The organism is Microcoleus sp. MON2_D5, from assembly GCF_036701905.1.
Classification (GTDB): domain Bacteria; phylum Cyanobacteriota; class Cyanobacteriia; order Cyanobacteriales; family Microcoleaceae; genus Microcoleus.
Genome location: NZ_JAUBRM010000020.1, coordinates 69,562 through 86,506 on the forward strand (window position 1 = coordinate 69,562; position 16,945 = coordinate 86,506).

Below are 16,945 nucleotides of genomic sequence, written 5' to 3' on the forward strand. Positions count from 1 at the left end.
GCATCCTGCCTGTTATTAAAAATGGTGAAATATATTATCAAGAATTAGACATGGTGCTGCTACCATAGGCATCCATGCTGTAGGCAGGAACGCGAACGCGGTAATCAATTTCTGTTCCCGTCACTGATTTTGCTAGTTGTTCAAAAGATTCATCGTTCCAATTCCGCTCGTGGATGGGCTTTGACTGTTCCCCGAGGAAATATGCTTGAGTGCCAATTACTGAGGCCGCGACCCAACCGACGATTAAAAGAGCGATTACAATAGTCATTTTTGCTTTTTACTTAACTTTTGTTGCTTTATGTAAACTAATGTAACGAAAATTATTAATAAACGTCAAGGTACTGTAATGTCGTGGCAACCGTCCGGCAGGTAGTAAATACCGCACCTAATCCTGAGTCTGTAGGGTGTGCTTAGTGTCAACAAGGGCTCGATCCCCCCTAGCCCCCCTTAATAAGGGGGGGACAAGAGTGTTCTCTTTCGTCCCCCTTATCAAGGGGGATTTAGGGGGATATAGACTGGGCTACCAGCGAGAGATACAGAGGGGTTTCAGGCTTAAGTTGACACGCCTTGGTAGGGTGGACACTACCGCGCATCGGTAGCTAGCACAGTACCCGGATTGTGAACTGTATCCGAAATAGCAAAACAGATTGTTGAGATTTTATAGTTAAGAAGTTATAAGTTTTGCGTTAATAAATTACGATTAAAAGTCTGCCGCTGGCAGGACGATCGCGGTCAAATTATAAGTTATGATTTATCAGTTTGGATTTGAACGAACAAATCCCAATTACCAAAATTTAAGTACAAATTCTCAATTACCAATCATCGCTAAAAATCATGCCAAACTCAATGTTAAATGACGACCCCTTGTGGTTCAAAGACGCGATTATTTACGAAGTACCAGTTCGGGCTTTTGCCGACAGCAATGCAGACGGGATAGGCGACTTTAGAGGACTGACAGAAAAACTGGATTACCTGCAAAACTTGGGAGTAACAGCAATTTGGGTACTGCCATTTTTTCCCTCGCCGCTCCGAGACGACGGCTACGATACATCTCACTATACTACCGTCAACCCGATTTACGGCACATTAGAGGACTTTAAAGACCTTTTAGAAGCAGCGCACCAGCGGGGAATTAGGGTCATTATTGAGTTAATTGTTAACCACACTTCCGACCAGCACGCTTGGTTTCAGCGAGCGCGCCGCGCCCCGAAAGGAAGTAACGAAAGAGATTTTTATGTGTGGAACGACACCCCGGAAAAATATCAAGAGGCTCGGATTATTTTCCAAGATTTTGAAACATCTAATTGGGCTTGGGATCCGGTAGCAAAAGCTTATTACTGGCACCGTTTTTATTCCCACCAACCCGATTTGAATTACGACAATCCGGCCGTCCGCCAAGCCATCTTAGATGTGGTAGATTTCTGGTTGGCATTGGGAGTAGACGGACTGCGAATGGATGCGGTGCCTTACCTGTACGAGCGCGAAGGTACTAACTGCGAAAACCTGCCCGAAACTCACGTATTCTTGAAGCAATTGCGGAAGCACGTAGATGAGAAATTCCCCAACCGGATGCTGCTTGCTGAGGCGAATCAGTGGCCGGAAGATGCGGTTGAATATTACGCGGCTGGCGATGAATGTCACATGAACTTTCATTTTCCGCTGATGCCACGTTTATTTATGGCTTTGTATATGGAAGATAGCTTCCCAATTAGCGACATTCTCCAGCAAACTCCGCAGATTCCCAATAACTGTCAGTGGGCATTATTTTTGCGGAATCACGATGAATTGACGCTGGAAATGGTGAGTGATGAAGACCGAGATTATATGTATCGGGTTTACGCTCAAGACACTCAGGCGAGAATTAATTTGGGCATCCGCCGCCGCTTGGCTCCTTTGATGGGAAATAACCGCCGCCGCATTGAGTTGATGAATGCTTTGCTGCTGTCTCTTCCGGGTACGCCGGTGCTTTACTACGGCGATGAAATTGGCATGGGAGACAATATCTATTTGGGCGATCGCAACGGGGTGAGAACTCCGATGCAGTGGAGTGGCGATCGCAATGCCGGTTTCAGCCGTGCTAACCCGCAGCGGCTGTACGCACCGCCAATTGTTGACCCTGAATATCACTACGAATCTATTAACGTGGACGCGCAGCGGGCGAATCCAAGTTCTCTGTGGTGGTGGATGAAACGCCTGATTGCAATTAGGCAGCGCTTCCAAGCATTCGGCCGTGGAACTTGCGAGTTTCTGTACCCGGAAAACCGCAAAGTTTTAGCTTTTGTACGCACTTATCAAGACGAACACATCCTCGTAGTGGCTAATTTGTCACGCTTCGTCCAGACGGCAGAATTAGACCTTGCGCCCTTTAAAGGTGCTGTTCCAGTGGAGATTTTCGGCCGCACGGAGTTTCCTCCAGTTGGCGAGTCGCCTTACTTTTTGTGCTTGAGTCCTCACACTTTTTACTGGTTTACTCTTACTGTCAAACACGAAGATTTTTCGCTGCACGGTGTTCCCACAGACTTGCCTACTTTGGCGGTGATAGGCAATTGGAAAACTGCTTTTGCTACAAGTCAGTTAAGGGATATGCTGCTTAATATTTTGCCGGGATACCTGCGGCGCAATCGCTGGTTTAGCGGTACAGATCGGGCAATTCAATCATTAGAAATAAGTGAGATTGTACCGATTGAATGTAAAGATAGTGCCGGGGAGGAATCTCAAGTTTACATTCTGTTTTTGCAGTTAAATTATACTGAAGGTATGCCGGAAACTTACGTTTTGCCTTTAGGTTGGGAAGAGATGAAAGGCGATGTAGACGAGCGGGCGATCGCGCGCCTGCACTTCCCAGAAACCAACAAGGAAATCGGGGTACTATTTGATGCTGCTGGGGAAAAAGGTTTTCTGAGCGCGCTGCTGGGGGCGATCGCCAATTCTCGCAGTTACAGAGGTACTGCTGGCCAACTACTAGGAATTGCCGACACTGCATTCAGCTCAGAAGAAGATTTATCCAACCTCGACCCTCACCTGTTCAAAAAAGAACAAAGCAATACATCCGCAGGTTACGGCGACCGCTTCGTCCTGAAAATATTGCGAAAAGTCGAGGAAGGAATCAACCCCGAATTAGAAATCGGACGCTTTTTAACAGAGCGCAACTCGATCCAACACTACGCTCCAATTGCCGGAGCCTTGGAATATCACACACCAGCAAAACAAGTCCTTACAGTCGGAATCCTACAAAAATTAATCCCCGACAGCGTAGATGCTTGGTCTTATACCTTAGACACACTGCGCGACTATTTCGAGCAAGTAATGACAGTAGAAGCAAAGCATTCCGGTGAGAATTTATCTACGGCCCCCGAAAGTTATTTACCGAACGCTTTGACCGGACAGCAGCGGCAGCAAAACTCGCTAGTCGCCGATTTATCGCTAGAAATTCCGGCATTAGCTCGCGAACTCATCGGCTCTTACTTAGCATCAGCCGAACTTTTAGGTCAGCGGACAGCCGAACTTCACCTCGCTTTAGCTGCTGACACAGAAAATCCCGCTTTTGCCCCAGAAAACTTCACTTCCTTTTACCAGCGTTCCATTTATCAATACATGAGAAATCTGGCCGGAAGAACTTTGCTGGAGCTGAAAAAACGGATGTCCAAACTGCCGCCAGAAGTACAAAAATCGGCTCAAAAGCTCCTGAACCGCGAAGAGTTGATCATGGAACGTTTCAAGTCTATTTTGAACTTGAGAATCACGGCCGATAGAATTCGCTGTCACGGGGACTTTCATTTCGGGCAAGTTCTTTATACAGGCAAAGACTTTGTAATTATTGATTTCGGAGGAGAACGGAATCGACCGTTAAGCGAGCGGCGGATGAAGAGGTCGCCCCTGCGAGATGTTGCGGGAATGCTGCAATCTATAAGTTACGCTGTTACTTTGGCACTCCGCAATGAAGTAGAAAGTGGCATGATTCGCCCTGAAAATCTCCCGGAGATGGAGCAGTGGGCGAACGTTTGGCACCGCTGGGTCAGCCTCACTTTTCTTAACAGCTATTTGGTAACAGCAGGCGATGCCAATTTCTTGCCCAAATCTATACCGGAACTACAAGTTTTGTTGGATGCTTACATTTTGGAAAAAGCGGTTGGCGAGCTAGCCTACGAACTTAATTACCGCTTGGATTGGGCGGAAATTCCGATGAAGCGGATTCTACAATTGCTGAATTTATAAGGGTGGGTTTATCTATACTCATTAGGGTGCGTGACTTTTTAGTTACTCAATTAACAGCGATATGCTGGAGAGTCACGCACCTTACATGACGCAAAATCTGCTTTGATAACGATTAGCTCGGCGAATATAATTCGCTCTTTTATACCATTTCTCTAAAATCTTGCAACACTCTTCGACCCCCCCTAGCCCCCCCTTGCAAAGGGGGGGAACAAGAATACTGTTGCATTCTTTTTTAAAATTGGTATTACAAACAAATTCCGCGCCCCGCGAGGCTAGAAGAAAAAATGGTAAAAAACTGATTTCCTCTTACTTAAAATAAAGAGCGGCTTGATATAAAACTTGTTCTTGATGAGTTACCAAAGTGCAGTCAGAAAGCGGGTAAGCCACACAAGTAACAGCGTAGCCAGCTTGCAATTCTGACGGCTTCAAAAACTTTTGTTCGCTTTGGTCGATTTCACCGTTCAGCAATTTGGCAAGGCAAGCAGAACACTCGCCTTGCTTGCATCCATTCGGCAAGCGGATGCCGGCATCTTCTGCCATATCTAAGATATACTGGTCGTCTGGTACTGCGATCGTGCGATCGAGCGCGAGAGCCTCATTCACCAACCGAACTTGATAAACAGCCATTTCCACCTCTTATATTTGGATTGCTGGTATTCAACTAAAATAGATGATTACAACTTACAGAAAAAATCAAAATGTAGGGTGCGGACGAAGCACATTCCGCTATACATGATAGCTAAAAAACCCAGTATTTTCAAAACACCGGGTTTTTGAGAAACCACAACCTCGATCGCTATACTAGACAAGCGCTTCTTGATAATCGAGATTTTCATCTAGATAAATAGCCCGAATATCCTCCGGCAAGTTGGATTCTAAACTTTGATATCCTTTTTGCAGCAAAGCCTTTACCTGAGCGGGCGAAATAGCTTCGCCTTCTGCTTGCAAATAAGCTGCAATGCGAGTTTCGCTCCAGCGGAAAGTCTGAGCCATCAACACCACTAAACGCGGCAGCGGCGCTAACAATTCCAAGGCTTGTTTGACGTAACACCACAGGGGAGGCGGAGCCGATTGCAAAGAGTAGTGAATCGACTCAACAGGGGGCAATTCAGCTTGATTTATGCAGACTGCGGTGACATTAATCAGCCAGTTTTGGAGACTGAGATTTCCGCCATCAGACTCTTGGATCTCGCGGCGCAAATCGAGGCCTCGCAGTTCGTGATAGATGTGCAGCCAAGTGTGGGCAAACAGGTAATCGCCTTGTACGGGCGATCGCACGGAATGGCGAATCAGGGAGTGTACAATTTGAGCGTAGCGGCAAAAAATCGCCGTGAAGAAGCGACCCTGATCGGGATGGTTTTGAAACAGAGTCAATAATTCCTGGTCGCTGTGATGGAACAGGGATTTGACCACAGGATGGTTGAGTTCGGAAAAATTAGGGGTTTGCACAATAGTTATGGAATAGCTTTGAGAATAAATGCTGGTGCAGCCCGATTCTACAACACGATATACATTTGATGCAAGTGCTGGCAAATTATGTTGATAATTAACTCAATTAATTATATGATTGAAATTCATTGAAATTGTATGTGACGCTATTTTAATGTAAAGTAGTACATATAAACTCTCTTAGCTCAGCACCACTAAAAATTGAATTAATTTGTTATATCAAGGGTAAAGACCTTCTCATTTTATTCTAATTTTATGACCTCCATTCTATTTCCAAAAATGTTTGTATTTCCTGAAGGATTCCCACAAGCATGAGCACCTTGAAACAAGTTAGCATCTATACTCGCGGTATAACTACGGCGAGCGGTGCTGGCGGATATGGGGTAATCTTGCTGTATGAAAATCATCGAAAGGAACTATCCGGCGGATTTCACTTAACTACAAACAATCGTATGGATATTATTGCTGCAATTGAAGGCCTGAAAGCACTCAAAACAAGATGTAAAGTGACGCTATATAATAACAACGGCTACCTTGTAGAGGCTATTGCCAACAATTGGGCGCTGCGCTGGCAAGCTAATAACTGGAAGAATAGCGAACAGAAACCTACTGCTAACGTAGATTTGTGGGAGCAACTACTCCAATTCTGTTCGCAACACGACGTTGAGTTTATTAGAATTAAGCAATATGCGGGCAACCAAGAGTATCAACGCTGCAATTATATTTCCAAACAAGCAGCCAATCAACAAAACTTACCAGCCGATGAAGGCTATCAACGGTGAACCTCGCTAGGAAAACCATATCCTCCGCCCCCAGGAGTCTCAATTACAAACACCTCCCCCGGCTGCATTTCCACAGTCGCCGTACTCGCCAAATCCTCAACTTTTCCATCAACTTTTTCAACATAATTCCGCCCAACTTTCCCCGGTTCCCCCCCATTCAAACCGCAAGGAGAAATCACCCGCCGCCCCGATAAAATTCCCGCCGTCATCGCCTCCCGAAACCGTACTCGCCGCACAACTCCATTACCGCCGCGATGAGATCCATTCCCCCCGCTATTAGCCCGAATTTCAAAACTTTCTAACAACACCGGAAACCGCCATTCTAATACTTCGGGATCGGTTAAACGCGAATTAGTCATGTGAGTTTGCACCGCATCAGTACCCTCAAAATCGGCACCAGCGCCCGAACCGCCGCAAATAGTTTCATAATATTGATAGCGCTGATTCCCAAAGGTAAAATTATTCATAGTTCCCTGAGAAGCAGCCATCACTCCCAAGGCGCAATACAAAGCATCGGTAATATTTTGCGAAGTTTCCACATTACCTGCAACCACCGCTGCTGGATAGCGAGGATTCAGCATACAGCCTTCGGGATTGATGATTTCGAGAGGTTTCAAACAGCCCGCATTTAGAGGAATATCGTCATCTACCAAGGTGCGGAAAACATACAAAACAGCCGCTTTGCACACCGCAGCGGGAGCATTAAAATTGTTGGCTTGTTGACCTGAAGTGCCAGTAAAATCTACTTTTACACTGCGCGCAGATTGGTCAATTGTAATCGCTACCTTAATTTGTCCGCCACTATCCATCGGATAAGTAAATTCGCCATCACTCAAAACCTCAATTACCCGCCGCACCGACTCCTCAGCATTGTCTTGTACGAAGCCCATATAAGCTTGCACAGTCTCTAATCCATAATGTTCTACCATCTTGATCAGCTCTTCTGCGCCGCGCTTGTTAGCAGCAATTTGTGCTTGCAAATCTGCTATATTTTGAGCGTAATTGCGAACAGGAAAATTCCCCACTGTCAAAAGTTCTAGTAATTCTTTTTCTCGAAAATTGCCCTCGCTTACTAACAGAAAATTGTCAAGCAATACACCTTCTTCGGTTACTGTTGTACTGTTAGGAGGCATGGAACCGGGAGTGATGCCGCCGATGTCAGCGTGGTGTCCCCGCGAGGCCACATAAAACAAAGGAAGGGAGGAATCACGATCGAATACTGGAGTAATAACGGTGATATCTGGCAAGTGTGTGCCGCCGTTGTAGGGATTGTTAGAAACATAAACATCGCCCGGTTGAATCGCATTGCCTTGTGCTAAAATTAAAGCTTCAACGCTTTCGCTCATCGAGCCGAGATGCACGGGAATGTGCGGCGCGTTGGCAACTAATTGCCCGTTTTTGTCGAAAATTGCACAGGAAAAGTCGAGACGTTCCTTGATGTTGACGGAGGAACTTGTGTTTTGTAATGTGACGCCCATTTGTTCGGCGATCGCCCGAAACAAATTATTAAAAATTTCCAGCAAAACCGGATCGGATTTAACCGCAGATAAACCCGAATGAACGCGGATATTATCTGCCTCCATCGGCGTGCATCGGCGGTTCAAAATTAAATCATTATTTTCGGTGATTTCCGCTTCCCAGCCCGGTTCTATGATATTGGTTCCCGTTGCCTCAACAATCATAGCAGGGCCGCTAATGCAGTGGTGCGATCGCAAATCGTCTCTGTGATAAACAGGCGTTGCCCGCCACCCGCCACCAACATACATTTGCACCGTTGAGATTGGTTGCACAGGCAAGATGTCCGTCCCACAAGAGGGGGAAATTGTGGATGCTTCCGGCACATCCATTCTTTCTACAACTTCCACCGAAACCGCTTCCACAATCAGCGGTTTTTCTGGCATAATAAAACTGTAACGCTGTCGGTGGGCTGCTTCAAATTCAGCCTGCATGACCTCAATATTGTCAGCAAAATCTACCGCCAAAACCGAGTCACTTCCCTGATATTTTAAGCGCAGCTTCCTAATAACTAAAACCTCTGACTCTTTCTCTGTGTCCTCTGCGTCTGGGCGGTTCAATTCCCTCTTTCCATCAGCCTCCAATGCAGTTAAAATATGATGCAAATCAGCTAATAATTCTGCATTTAAGTGTTGCTCGATCGCCCTTTCGCGAATAGCCCGCACATCAGCCAAACCCATACCGTAAGCCGACAACACACCCGCATAAGGGTGAATAAACACCCGTTTCATCCCCAAAGCATCGGCGATCGCACAAGCGTGTTGGCCGCCCGCACCGCCGAAACAGCACAATGTATACTCCGAAACATCGTAACCGCGCTGAAGCGAGATTTTTTTGACAGCATTTGCCATCTTTTCCACCGCGATCGCCAAAAAACCCTCCGCCACCTGTTCCGGTGTCCTCTCGCCCCCAATTTCCCCCGCTAGTTGCCCAAATTTTTGCTTTACTACCTCAGGGGCGATCGGCAAATCTCCATTCAATCCAAATACTTTCGGGAAAAAATCCGGTTGAATTTTCCCCAACATCACATTGCAATCAGTCACCGTCAAGGGGCCGCCTTTGCGATAGCAAGCAGGCCCAGGATTGGCCCCTGCAGACTCCGGCCCGACGCGGTAGCGAGCCCCGTCAAAAAAGACAATTGAACCGCCGCCTGCTGCTACAGTGTGAATTGCCATCACGGGCGATCGCAATCTCACCCCAGCAATTTCCGTCTCAAATTCGCGTTCGTATTCGCCGTTAAAATGGGCAACATCTGTCGAAGTTCCGCCCATATCAAAGGTAATAATTTTATCAAAACCTGCCTTTTTGCTCGTTTGAACTGCGCCGACAATTCCCCCAGCAGGCCCCGATAAAATACTGTTTTTTCCTTGAAATTGTGCCGCATCCACTAAGCCGCCGTTTGACTGCATGAACATTAATTTAGGGGGTGGGCACGGGGAGGGCGGGCACGGGGACACCGCCCCTACAGGAGATAACTGACTGGTTACTTGTTCGACGTATCGACGTAAAATCGGAGATAAATAAGCATCGACAACCGCAGTATCTCCCCGCGAAACTAATTTCATCAGCGGGCTAACTTCGTGAGATACTGAAATTTGAGTAAAGCCAATTTCTCTCGCTATTTTAGCAACTTGTTTTTCATGTTCCGAGTAGCGGTAGCCGTGCATGAATACGATCGCACAACTGCGAATTCCCTCATCGTATGCTTGCTGCAAAGACGGAATAAAATCAGGATTGACAGCAGTCAACTCCTCACCTTGAGCGCTGTAGCGTTCCGCAACTTCAATAACTCGATCGTACAGCATCTGGGGCAAAACAATGTGGCGGGCGAAAATATTCGGGCGGTTTTGATAACCAATTCTCAGCGCATCGCCGAAACCTTTAGTAATTAACAGAATTGTGCGATCGCCCTTTCGTTCCAGCAAAGCATTTGTCGCCACCGTCGTGCCCATTTTAATCGCTTCAATTTGTGCCGCGGGTATGGGAACATCTGCGCCAATTCCTAAAATATCGCGAATTCCTTGGACTGCGGCGTCGGTGTAGCGTTCCGGGTTTTCCGACAGCAGCTTGTGAATGACTAATTTACCGTCGGGGCGCTGGGCGACAATATCGGTAAAAGTACCGCCGCGATCGATCCAAAATTGCCAGCGAGTGCGATCGGGAAAATCAGCATTCATATATTTTTCCTAAATTTTGTTATGTGAATCCATAAAAATTATTCTACAAAATTATCTGGAAGTCAATTCATAAAATTCATAAATTCAAACTCATAAAAATCATATATGTTTTTATCTCATCTTCTTCTTTCTTCCTTCGCGCCCTTCGCGCCTTCGCGGTTCGTTAAAATAAAACTGCTATATATATCGAATAGCCTCAACCAATCCCTGACAAACACCAGTCAGAAAATCCAAATCCAAAGTCTCAATCTTATCGCTTTCTCGATGATAATGGGGGTTTCGCATATTAGCAGTATCAGTCACCATGATAGCCGGATAACCATTATCCCAAAAAGGAACATGATCGCTGCGGCGAGTATCCGGCACAATTAAACCTCGATTCGGCACCGGTAGCCACTCGCAGGGCTGACCAGATTTGCGAATTTTGCCACTCAAATTAATCAAATCGGGCACCGTCCGCAAAGTGCCAATTAAAGCAATAAAATTACCACTATCTGGATAAAAATATTTCAAGCCAGCGGGGTAGCTTTGAGAATTAGGATTGTGGTTGCAATAACCCAACATTTCCAAAGAAATCATTAACCGGATTGACTCTTGCTGTTGCTTGTATTTAGCTGCATGATGACTGCTTCCCAAATAACCGTATTCTTCCATATCGAAGGCGACTAATTGCACAGGATATTTGAGCGGCCCAGATGCGATATCCCTTGCGAGTTCCAGCAAAACAGCAACACCAGTAGCATTATCATCGGCCCCAGGTGATCCGGGTACAGTATCGTAATGAGCACCAATTACGATCGGCGGCAACCGCTTCTTAATCTGCTTTTCAATACCTAGATTGTCTTGCTTCCCCCCCTTAGCAAGGGGTGATTCTTCTTGCTTCCCCCCCTTAGCAAGGGGGGGACTGAGGGGGGGTAAATCCAAAATCAAATTGTGATGAATTCGGCCGCGCACCGCAAAATCGTCAATTTCTACACTTCCCCACTGTGCCAACTGTTCGCGGATGTATTGCTGGACATAAAAATGCCCTTGGGATGCGAGGTATGGGTTGCGATCGCGTACAATTTGAATCAGATGGCTGTGCAAGCGTTCTTTGAGATTCATCCAGTCTGCTTCACAAGGAGTACAATTAAATTATATTCTGTTTAATCTGGAAAATTCTCGCAAGACAAGCAAAATGCCTTACAGCGATTTTAGTTGAGAAAAAGTCAAGGGAACCTTTCAACTGACAACTTCATAAACCGTCGATTTATTTGGAGATGTACCCGACTTAGAAGGCAGCGCCCTATTGACAGAAACTCTCCGTTATAATGTACCTTTAGCCCTTGCCAGCAACAGCGACAAAGCTCGCTCGGAAATGATTGTTTCCCCAATTTTAATCGACCTCCGACGACAGTTAAAGGAACGAATTAACTTATTTTCGGGAATAGAGTTTGACGTGGATAGCGAAAAGGGATTAAATGGGATTTGCGATCTTCTTATCAGCTATTCACCAGAAATACTATTTGTCAGCGCTCCCGTAATTACCCTCGTGGAAGAAGCAAAAAAAGAAAATATCACGGCTGGCTTGGGAGAATGCGTGGCCCAAATGTTAGCAGCAAGGATATTTAACGAACGTGCAGGCAATGAAGTTTCAACAATTTACGGGGCGGTGACAACTGGGAGTATTTGGAAATTTATGAAATTAGAAGGAAGTGTAATTAGTATCGATCTGACTGAATATTACCTCAAAGATGTGAATAAAATTTTGGGGATTTTAGCAATGGGGGCTGTCTCGCAACCAATTGACGTTTGAGTGCGATCGCCATACAGTTACAGAAGATCCGGAATCAATAGCAACACCTTGGAAATATATAAGATAGTTACGCATCAAAACGCAAGAAACCGGGTTTTCGGCAGTTTCTGCGACTGTAACGAAGTATTCTCGAAAAAACCCGGTTTCGGACTACTCCTGCGTAAGTCCTCATATAATTATAAGTTAATCAAGCCGCAAAAAAATGGCAGAAAACTCCCTACGCATCAACCATGTTGACGATTCAATCCAACTATTCTGGCAGCGGAGAAACTCAGCACCCCGATTTGCCCCTCCCGTTACCTTTGAACATCCCTTTGACAGCAAAGTTCTAGCCGATTTGCGGTGGTATCTCGAAGAGTATCTGCGCTTTCCCTACGGACTCGAACCGGAAAATGCTAAAAAAATTGAACAGCAGTTGCAAGCTTGGGGACAGCAGCTATTTAACTTAGTATTTCGCAGCAGCGACAAGGCGCGGGAGTTTTTTCAGGAAGCGACGAGCGCCGGCTTGGATAACTGCGAAATTAGCATTATTTCCGACGATCCGGCAGTCCTCAATTTGCCCTGGGAATTGCTGTTTTCCCCAGATTATCAATTTCTGGCACCTTTGCTGGCGGGGATGTATCGCAGTCTTAGCAACTATGCAGTTCGGGCAGAATTGGGAACGATGTCTGACAAACAATTAAATATTTTACTCGTAATTGCTCGACCCTACGGAGAGCGCGATATTAATTTTCAAACTATCGCCCGCCCGATGCTAGAGGCGCTCAAACCGATTCAAAAACAGGTAAATCTTACTGTATTGCGTCCCCCCAGTTTAAACCAGTTTGAAGCTGAACTTAACGCCCGCAAAGGCTTTTATCATATCGTTCATTTTGACGGGCACGGCGATTTTCAAGCTGACAGCAACATTGTGCAAACTCAGTACGGCCAATTGGGTGAAGGCGTTTTAGTTTTTGAAGATGCTGATGGCAACCCGGAAATTGTTACTGCTAGGGAAATTGCTCAATATTTGAATGATTGCCGCGTGCCGGTGTTTGTTCTCAATGCTTGCAAGTCGGGACAAGCTGGGGAAGAAGCCTTTTCTTCCGTCGCGGGACAGTTGGTGAAATTGGGTGCGAAAGGCGTTGTCGCCATGGCTTATTCCGTCTACGCGACAGGGGCGAAACACTTCATGGGACGGCTGTACGGGGAATTGGTGCGGGGACAAGACATCGCCTCTGCGGTGGCTGCGGGGCGCAAATCTATGTTGATAGACAAACAGCGCCCCAGTCCCAAAGGGCTGTTACCGCTGCAAGATTGGCTGGTGCCGGTATTGTACCAGCAGGAACCTTATCAGCCGTTTACTCCTAGCACACTTCCCACAAGCCGTAAGGAGAGAGGCAAACCAATACAGCGAGCTAAATGCCGCCTGAGCAATCTACCACAGGAAGGAAGCTACGGCTTTATTGGGCGAGATTACGATATTTTGCTTTTGGAACGGGCGTTTCGCCAAAACAAGATCGTGCTGTTGCAAGGCATGGGTGGTGTCGGGAAAACTGAGTTGGTCAACGGGTTTGCGCGGTGGTTGGCTGATACTCAGGGCCGTGCGGGAGGGGTTTTCTTCACTTCCTTTGAACAAGGTGCGCCGCTGAGTAATGTTGTGAATCAAGTGGGTAGGGAAGTTTGGGGCGACGATTTCTCTAAGGATTTATTAGAAGATCAAAGAGAAGATGTGCTGGAGTATCTGCAAACTAATCCTTGTTTGCTGATTTGGGATAATTTTGAACCGGTGAATGGGTTTCCCCAGGGGAATCAGCCGCTTTTACCGGCTGCGGAAAGAGACAGCTTGAAGCAATTTCTTAAAGAGTTGCGCGGGGGACAATCTTGGGTTTTGATTACCAGCCGGCGCGAGGAAAATTGGTTGGATTGCGGTTACGCGCTGCGGGAGTTAAAGGGATTGGTAAAGCCGGATGCGGAAGAGTTGGCGGCGCGGATTTTGCAGGAAGCGGGGGTTGATAGGGCGAAATTGCCTGGTGAATATCTGGAGTTGCTGAAACTGTTGGGCGGACATCCGCTGTCGCTGAGGGTGGTGTTGCGGCATTTGAAAAGGCAATCTCCGGTGCAGTTGATTGAGGCGCTGCGGCGGGGATTGGATACTTTTAAGGGTGCACAGGAGGAAGGGAGAGAGAAATCTCTCACGGTGTCGCTGGATTATTCGTTTGCGAATTTGTCGGAACGGGCGCGGCAGCATTTGCCGTTTTTAGGGCTATTTTGCGATCGAGTTAATGCACATTGGCTTCATCTTTTATCGGAAAGTCCTGATGATGGATATGGACAAGCATATCGGGCGGTGTTTGGAGAAAACTTGCAGAAATCCGATTGGATAGGATTGCTCAACGAAGCTGCCGCCGCAGGAATTGTGGAATATCTGCGAGAAAGTATATACAAAATTCATCCGGCACTGCCTTGGTATTTGCGACAACAGCTAGATACAAAAGGTTCGCAGGAGGTAATCAATACCCTAGAAAAAAAGTTGCTGGTTTTCTACGCAAGGTTGGCGAATTACTACCATAAAGAACTTATCAGCAATGCGGAATTGGCAACCTTTGTGCTGCGAGTGGAAGAACCGAATTTATTGCAACACTTACGAATAGCAGAACAGCAGCAGGATTGGGGTAATGCTCAATTCATTCTGGAAGCCTTGGGTGAGGTATACGATCGATGGGGGCGCAAACCGGAATTTAAGTCCCTGCGAGAAAGGGCGCTGAACCAAATTGGCATCGACTTGGTACAAGCAAAGGCAAAGGGCCAAGATGCCTTTAATTTTTGGATGTATCTGCGGTTAGTATATGCAAATGAAGCTGCTCAAAGTGCTGACTTGGAAACAGCAAGAGCCGTTTATCAAGAAATTCGGGATGAATTGACAGCCTTAAATGACCCCTCCGTGAATGGCAGTATTGCTGCTACTTATCACAATCTAGGAATTGTAGCCCAAGAGCAACGGCAGTTTGACGATGCGATCGCCTTTTACAATAAAGCTCTCCAAATTTATGAAGATGCGGGGGATTTCTACAGTGCTGCTAGGGAGTATCACCACCTAGGATGGGTAGCCCAAGAGCAACGGCAGTTTGAGGATGCGATCGCCTTTTACAATAAAGCTCTCCAAATTTATGAAGATGCGGGGGATTTCTACAGTGCTGCTAGGGTGTATCACCATCTAGGAATGGTAGCCCAAGACCAACGGCGGTTTGACCATGCGATCGCCTCTTACAATCAAGCTCTCAAAATTTATGAAGATGCGGGGGATTTCTACAGTGCTGCTAGCGGCTATCACGAACTAGGAAGGGTAGCCCAAAAGCAACGGCAGTTTGACGATGCGATCGCCTTTTACAATAGAGCTCTCCAAATTTATGAAGATGCGGGGGATTTCTACACTGCTGCTGGCAACTATCACCATCTAGGAATCGTAGCCGAAGAGCAACGGCGGTTTGACGATGCGATCGCCTTCTACAACAAAGCTCTCAAAATTTTTGAAGATGCGGGGGATTTCTACAGTGCTGCTACGGAGTATCACCATCTAGGATGGGTAGCCCAAAAGCAACGGCAGTTTGACGATGCGATCGCCTTTTACAATAAAGCTCTCCAAATTAAAGAAGATGCGGGGGATTTCTACAGTGCTGCTAGGGAGTATCACCATCTAGGAACGTTAGCCCAAGAGCAACGGCAGTTTGACGATGCGATCGCCTTTTACAACAAAGCTCTCCAAATGTATGAAGATGCGGGGGATTTCTACAGTGCTGCTAGCGACTATCACCATCTAGGAATGGTAGCCCAAGAGCAACGGCAGTTTGACGATGCGATCGCCTTTTACAATCAAGCTCTCAAAATTTATGAAGATACGGGAGATTTCTACAGTGCTGCTAGCGACTATCACCATCTAGGAGGGGTAGCCCAAGAGCAAAGGCAGTTTGACGATGCGATCGCCTTTTACAATAAAGCTCTCCAAATTTATGAAGATGCGGGAGATTTCTACAGTGCTGCTAGGGAGTATCACCAACTAGGAATAGTAGCCCAATTGCAACGGCGGTTTGACGGTGCGATCACCTTCTACAATAAAGCTCTCCAAATTTATGAAGATGCGGGGGATTTCTACAGTGCTGCCGACGAGTATCAAGGACTAGGAAAAATTGCCAAAGAGCAAGGAGATTTTGAGACTGCTGTTGCCTGTTTCCAAACAGCATTTGAAGCCAGAAGAGCAGCAAATGATTGGCGCAAAGCATCCTCTACCCTAGCTGCATGGGGCGAAACTCTCGAAGCCCGATCGAATTGGACTGAAGCCGCGAAAATTTACCTCCACGCCTTAGCCATTGACATCGATCATAATGAAGAATGGGTGGACTCGGATATTACAGATTTAGGGCGGATGATCAAACAGTTGGGAGACAGTCAGTTTAAGATAATTTGGCGAGAGCTTACGGGTGATGAGTGCCCGGAACACTGGTTTTCAGCTATTCAGAAAGCGAGTTCGATCGACCCTAATTAAATACACACAAACCCCACCCAACGATAAATCTCGATCGAACGCGATCTTATAGATTGTCGGAGCGCGTAGTTGGTGGCCCAGAAACCGGGTTTTTCCGAAATCCTTCGCTGCGAGCCGCAGATTCTCAAAAAAACCCGGTTTCTTTTGGCGGAGCGCGCAAGTCATGACTGGTATAATATTACATCAAAATTGTTTGAGTAACTTACGGGCGATTGATAATATGGAACCGATACTAACTCCCGCCGAAATCAATGAAAAGCGAATGATGTTGCAAGATTACGCTCCCGCCCAAGAAGCTTTGGCGATACTGGAAAAAAATAACGGCAGAATAGACACCAGTTTTGATGAATTGTGGTTTCGTGGCGAAAAAATGGAAATTCCAGAACAGCCAAAAAGCGGCAAATCTCTATTGCATTGGAGTTTAGACTAAGCAGGTCAAAAAGTGCGATCGCTGTGAGACTAGCGAACAGTTATCAAGAACGGCAATGGT

General features: G+C 46.4%; 10 protein-coding genes. 5 read left to right on the forward strand and 5 right to left on the reverse strand.

Annotation, left to right across the window (positions count from 1 at the left end; genetic code table 11):
* Nucleotides 1-37 precede the first annotated feature (37 nt).
* The gene (locus QUA47_RS09780; protein ID WP_333430614.1) at nt 38-268 is read right to left on the reverse strand and encodes a photosystem II protein, Psb35-related; all 231 of its coding nucleotides are present in this window, start codon (nt 266-268) and stop codon (nt 38-40) included.
* Between the two features lie 566 nt (nt 269-834).
* Between QUA47_RS09780 and treS the strand changes: the two genes are divergently transcribed.
* A complete protein-coding gene (gene treS, locus QUA47_RS09785; protein ID WP_333430615.1) occupies nt 835-4,215 on the forward strand; it encodes a maltose alpha-D-glucosyltransferase in 3,381 nt (1,126 codons plus the stop codon).
* 306 nt (nt 4,216-4,521) lie between these two features.
* On the opposite strand, the gene QUA47_RS09790 is transcribed toward treS, so the two are convergent.
* Nucleotides 4,522-4,842 carry a 2Fe-2S iron-sulfur cluster-binding protein gene (locus QUA47_RS09790; protein WP_333430616.1) on the reverse strand — a complete coding sequence of 107 codons (321 nt, stop codon included), beginning with the start codon at nt 4,840-4,842 and terminating at the stop codon, nt 4,522-4,524.
* Nucleotides 4,843-5,016: 174 nt separating this feature from the next.
* Nucleotides 5,017-5,664 (reverse strand): RNA polymerase sigma factor, encoded by a 648-nt coding sequence (locus QUA47_RS09795; RefSeq protein ID WP_006634336.1) that lies wholly within the window; start codon nt 5,662-5,664, stop codon nt 5,017-5,019.
* A gap of 311 nt (nt 5,665-5,975) precedes the next feature.
* On the opposite strand from QUA47_RS09795, the gene QUA47_RS09800 reads away from it, so the two are divergent.
* Nucleotides 5,976-6,446 carry an RNase H family protein gene (locus QUA47_RS09800; RefSeq protein WP_333430617.1) on the forward strand — a complete coding sequence of 157 codons (471 nt, stop codon included), beginning with the start codon at nt 5,976-5,978 and terminating at the stop codon, nt 6,444-6,446.
* Here QUA47_RS09800 and QUA47_RS09805 read toward each other — a convergent pair.
* On the reverse strand, nt 6,437-10,138 hold the full coding sequence (locus QUA47_RS09805; RefSeq protein ID WP_333430618.1) for a hydantoinase B/oxoprolinase family protein: 3,702 nt from the start codon (nt 10,136-10,138) through the stop codon (nt 6,437-6,439). The two genes, QUA47_RS09800 and QUA47_RS09805, sit on opposite strands and share 10 nt — an antisense overlap.
* Nucleotides 10,139-10,315: 177 nt before the next feature.
* A complete protein-coding gene (locus QUA47_RS09810; protein ID WP_333430619.1) occupies nt 10,316-11,242 on the reverse strand; it encodes a M28 family peptidase in 927 nt (308 codons plus the stop codon).
* Nucleotides 11,243-11,426: 184 nt separating this feature from the next.
* On the opposite strand from QUA47_RS09810, the gene QUA47_RS09815 reads away from it, so the two are divergent.
* From QUA47_RS09815 to QUA47_RS09825, 3 genes are all read left to right on the forward strand, one after another.
* Nucleotides 11,427-11,933 (forward strand): hypothetical protein, encoded by a 507-nt coding sequence (locus tag QUA47_RS09815; protein ID WP_333430620.1) that lies wholly within the window; start codon nt 11,427-11,429, stop codon nt 11,931-11,933.
* Nucleotides 11,934-12,135: 202 nt separating this feature from the next.
* A complete protein-coding gene (locus QUA47_RS09820; RefSeq protein ID WP_333430621.1) occupies nt 12,136-16,455 on the forward strand; it encodes a tetratricopeptide repeat protein in 4,320 nt (1,439 codons plus the stop codon).
* Nucleotides 16,456-16,675: 220 nt separating this feature from the next.
* Nucleotides 16,676-16,885: a hypothetical protein gene (locus QUA47_RS09825; protein ID WP_333430622.1), complete on the forward strand. Its 210-nt coding sequence runs from the start codon at nt 16,676-16,678 to the stop codon at nt 16,883-16,885.
* The last annotated feature ends 60 nt before the right edge of the window (nt 16,886-16,945 follow it).

Coding starts and splice junctions, on each gene's coding strand:
- QUA47_RS09810 (WP_333430619.1), bottom strand. CDS start 11,242: ATGAATCTCAAAGAACGCTTGCACAGCCATCTGATTCAAATTGTACGC.
- QUA47_RS09800 (WP_333430617.1), top strand. CDS start 5,976: ATGAGCACCTTGAAACAAGTTAGCATCTATACTCGCGGTATAACTACG.
- treS (WP_333430615.1), top strand. CDS start 835: ATGCCAAACTCAATGTTAAATGACGACCCCTTGTGGTTCAAAGACGCG.
- QUA47_RS09805 (WP_333430618.1), bottom strand. CDS start 10,138: ATGAATGCTGATTTTCCCGATCGCACTCGCTGGCAATTTTGGATCGAT.
- QUA47_RS09780 (WP_333430614.1), bottom strand. CDS start 268: ATGACTATTGTAATCGCTCTTTTAATCGTCGGTTGGGTCGCGGCCTCA.
- QUA47_RS09790 (WP_333430616.1), bottom strand. CDS start 4,842: ATGGCTGTTTATCAAGTTCGGTTGGTGAATGAGGCTCTCGCGCTCGAT.
- QUA47_RS09820 (WP_333430621.1), top strand. CDS start 12,136: ATGGCAGAAAACTCCCTACGCATCAACCATGTTGACGATTCAATCCAA.
- QUA47_RS09825 (WP_333430622.1), top strand. CDS start 16,676: ATGGAACCGATACTAACTCCCGCCGAAATCAATGAAAAGCGAATGATG.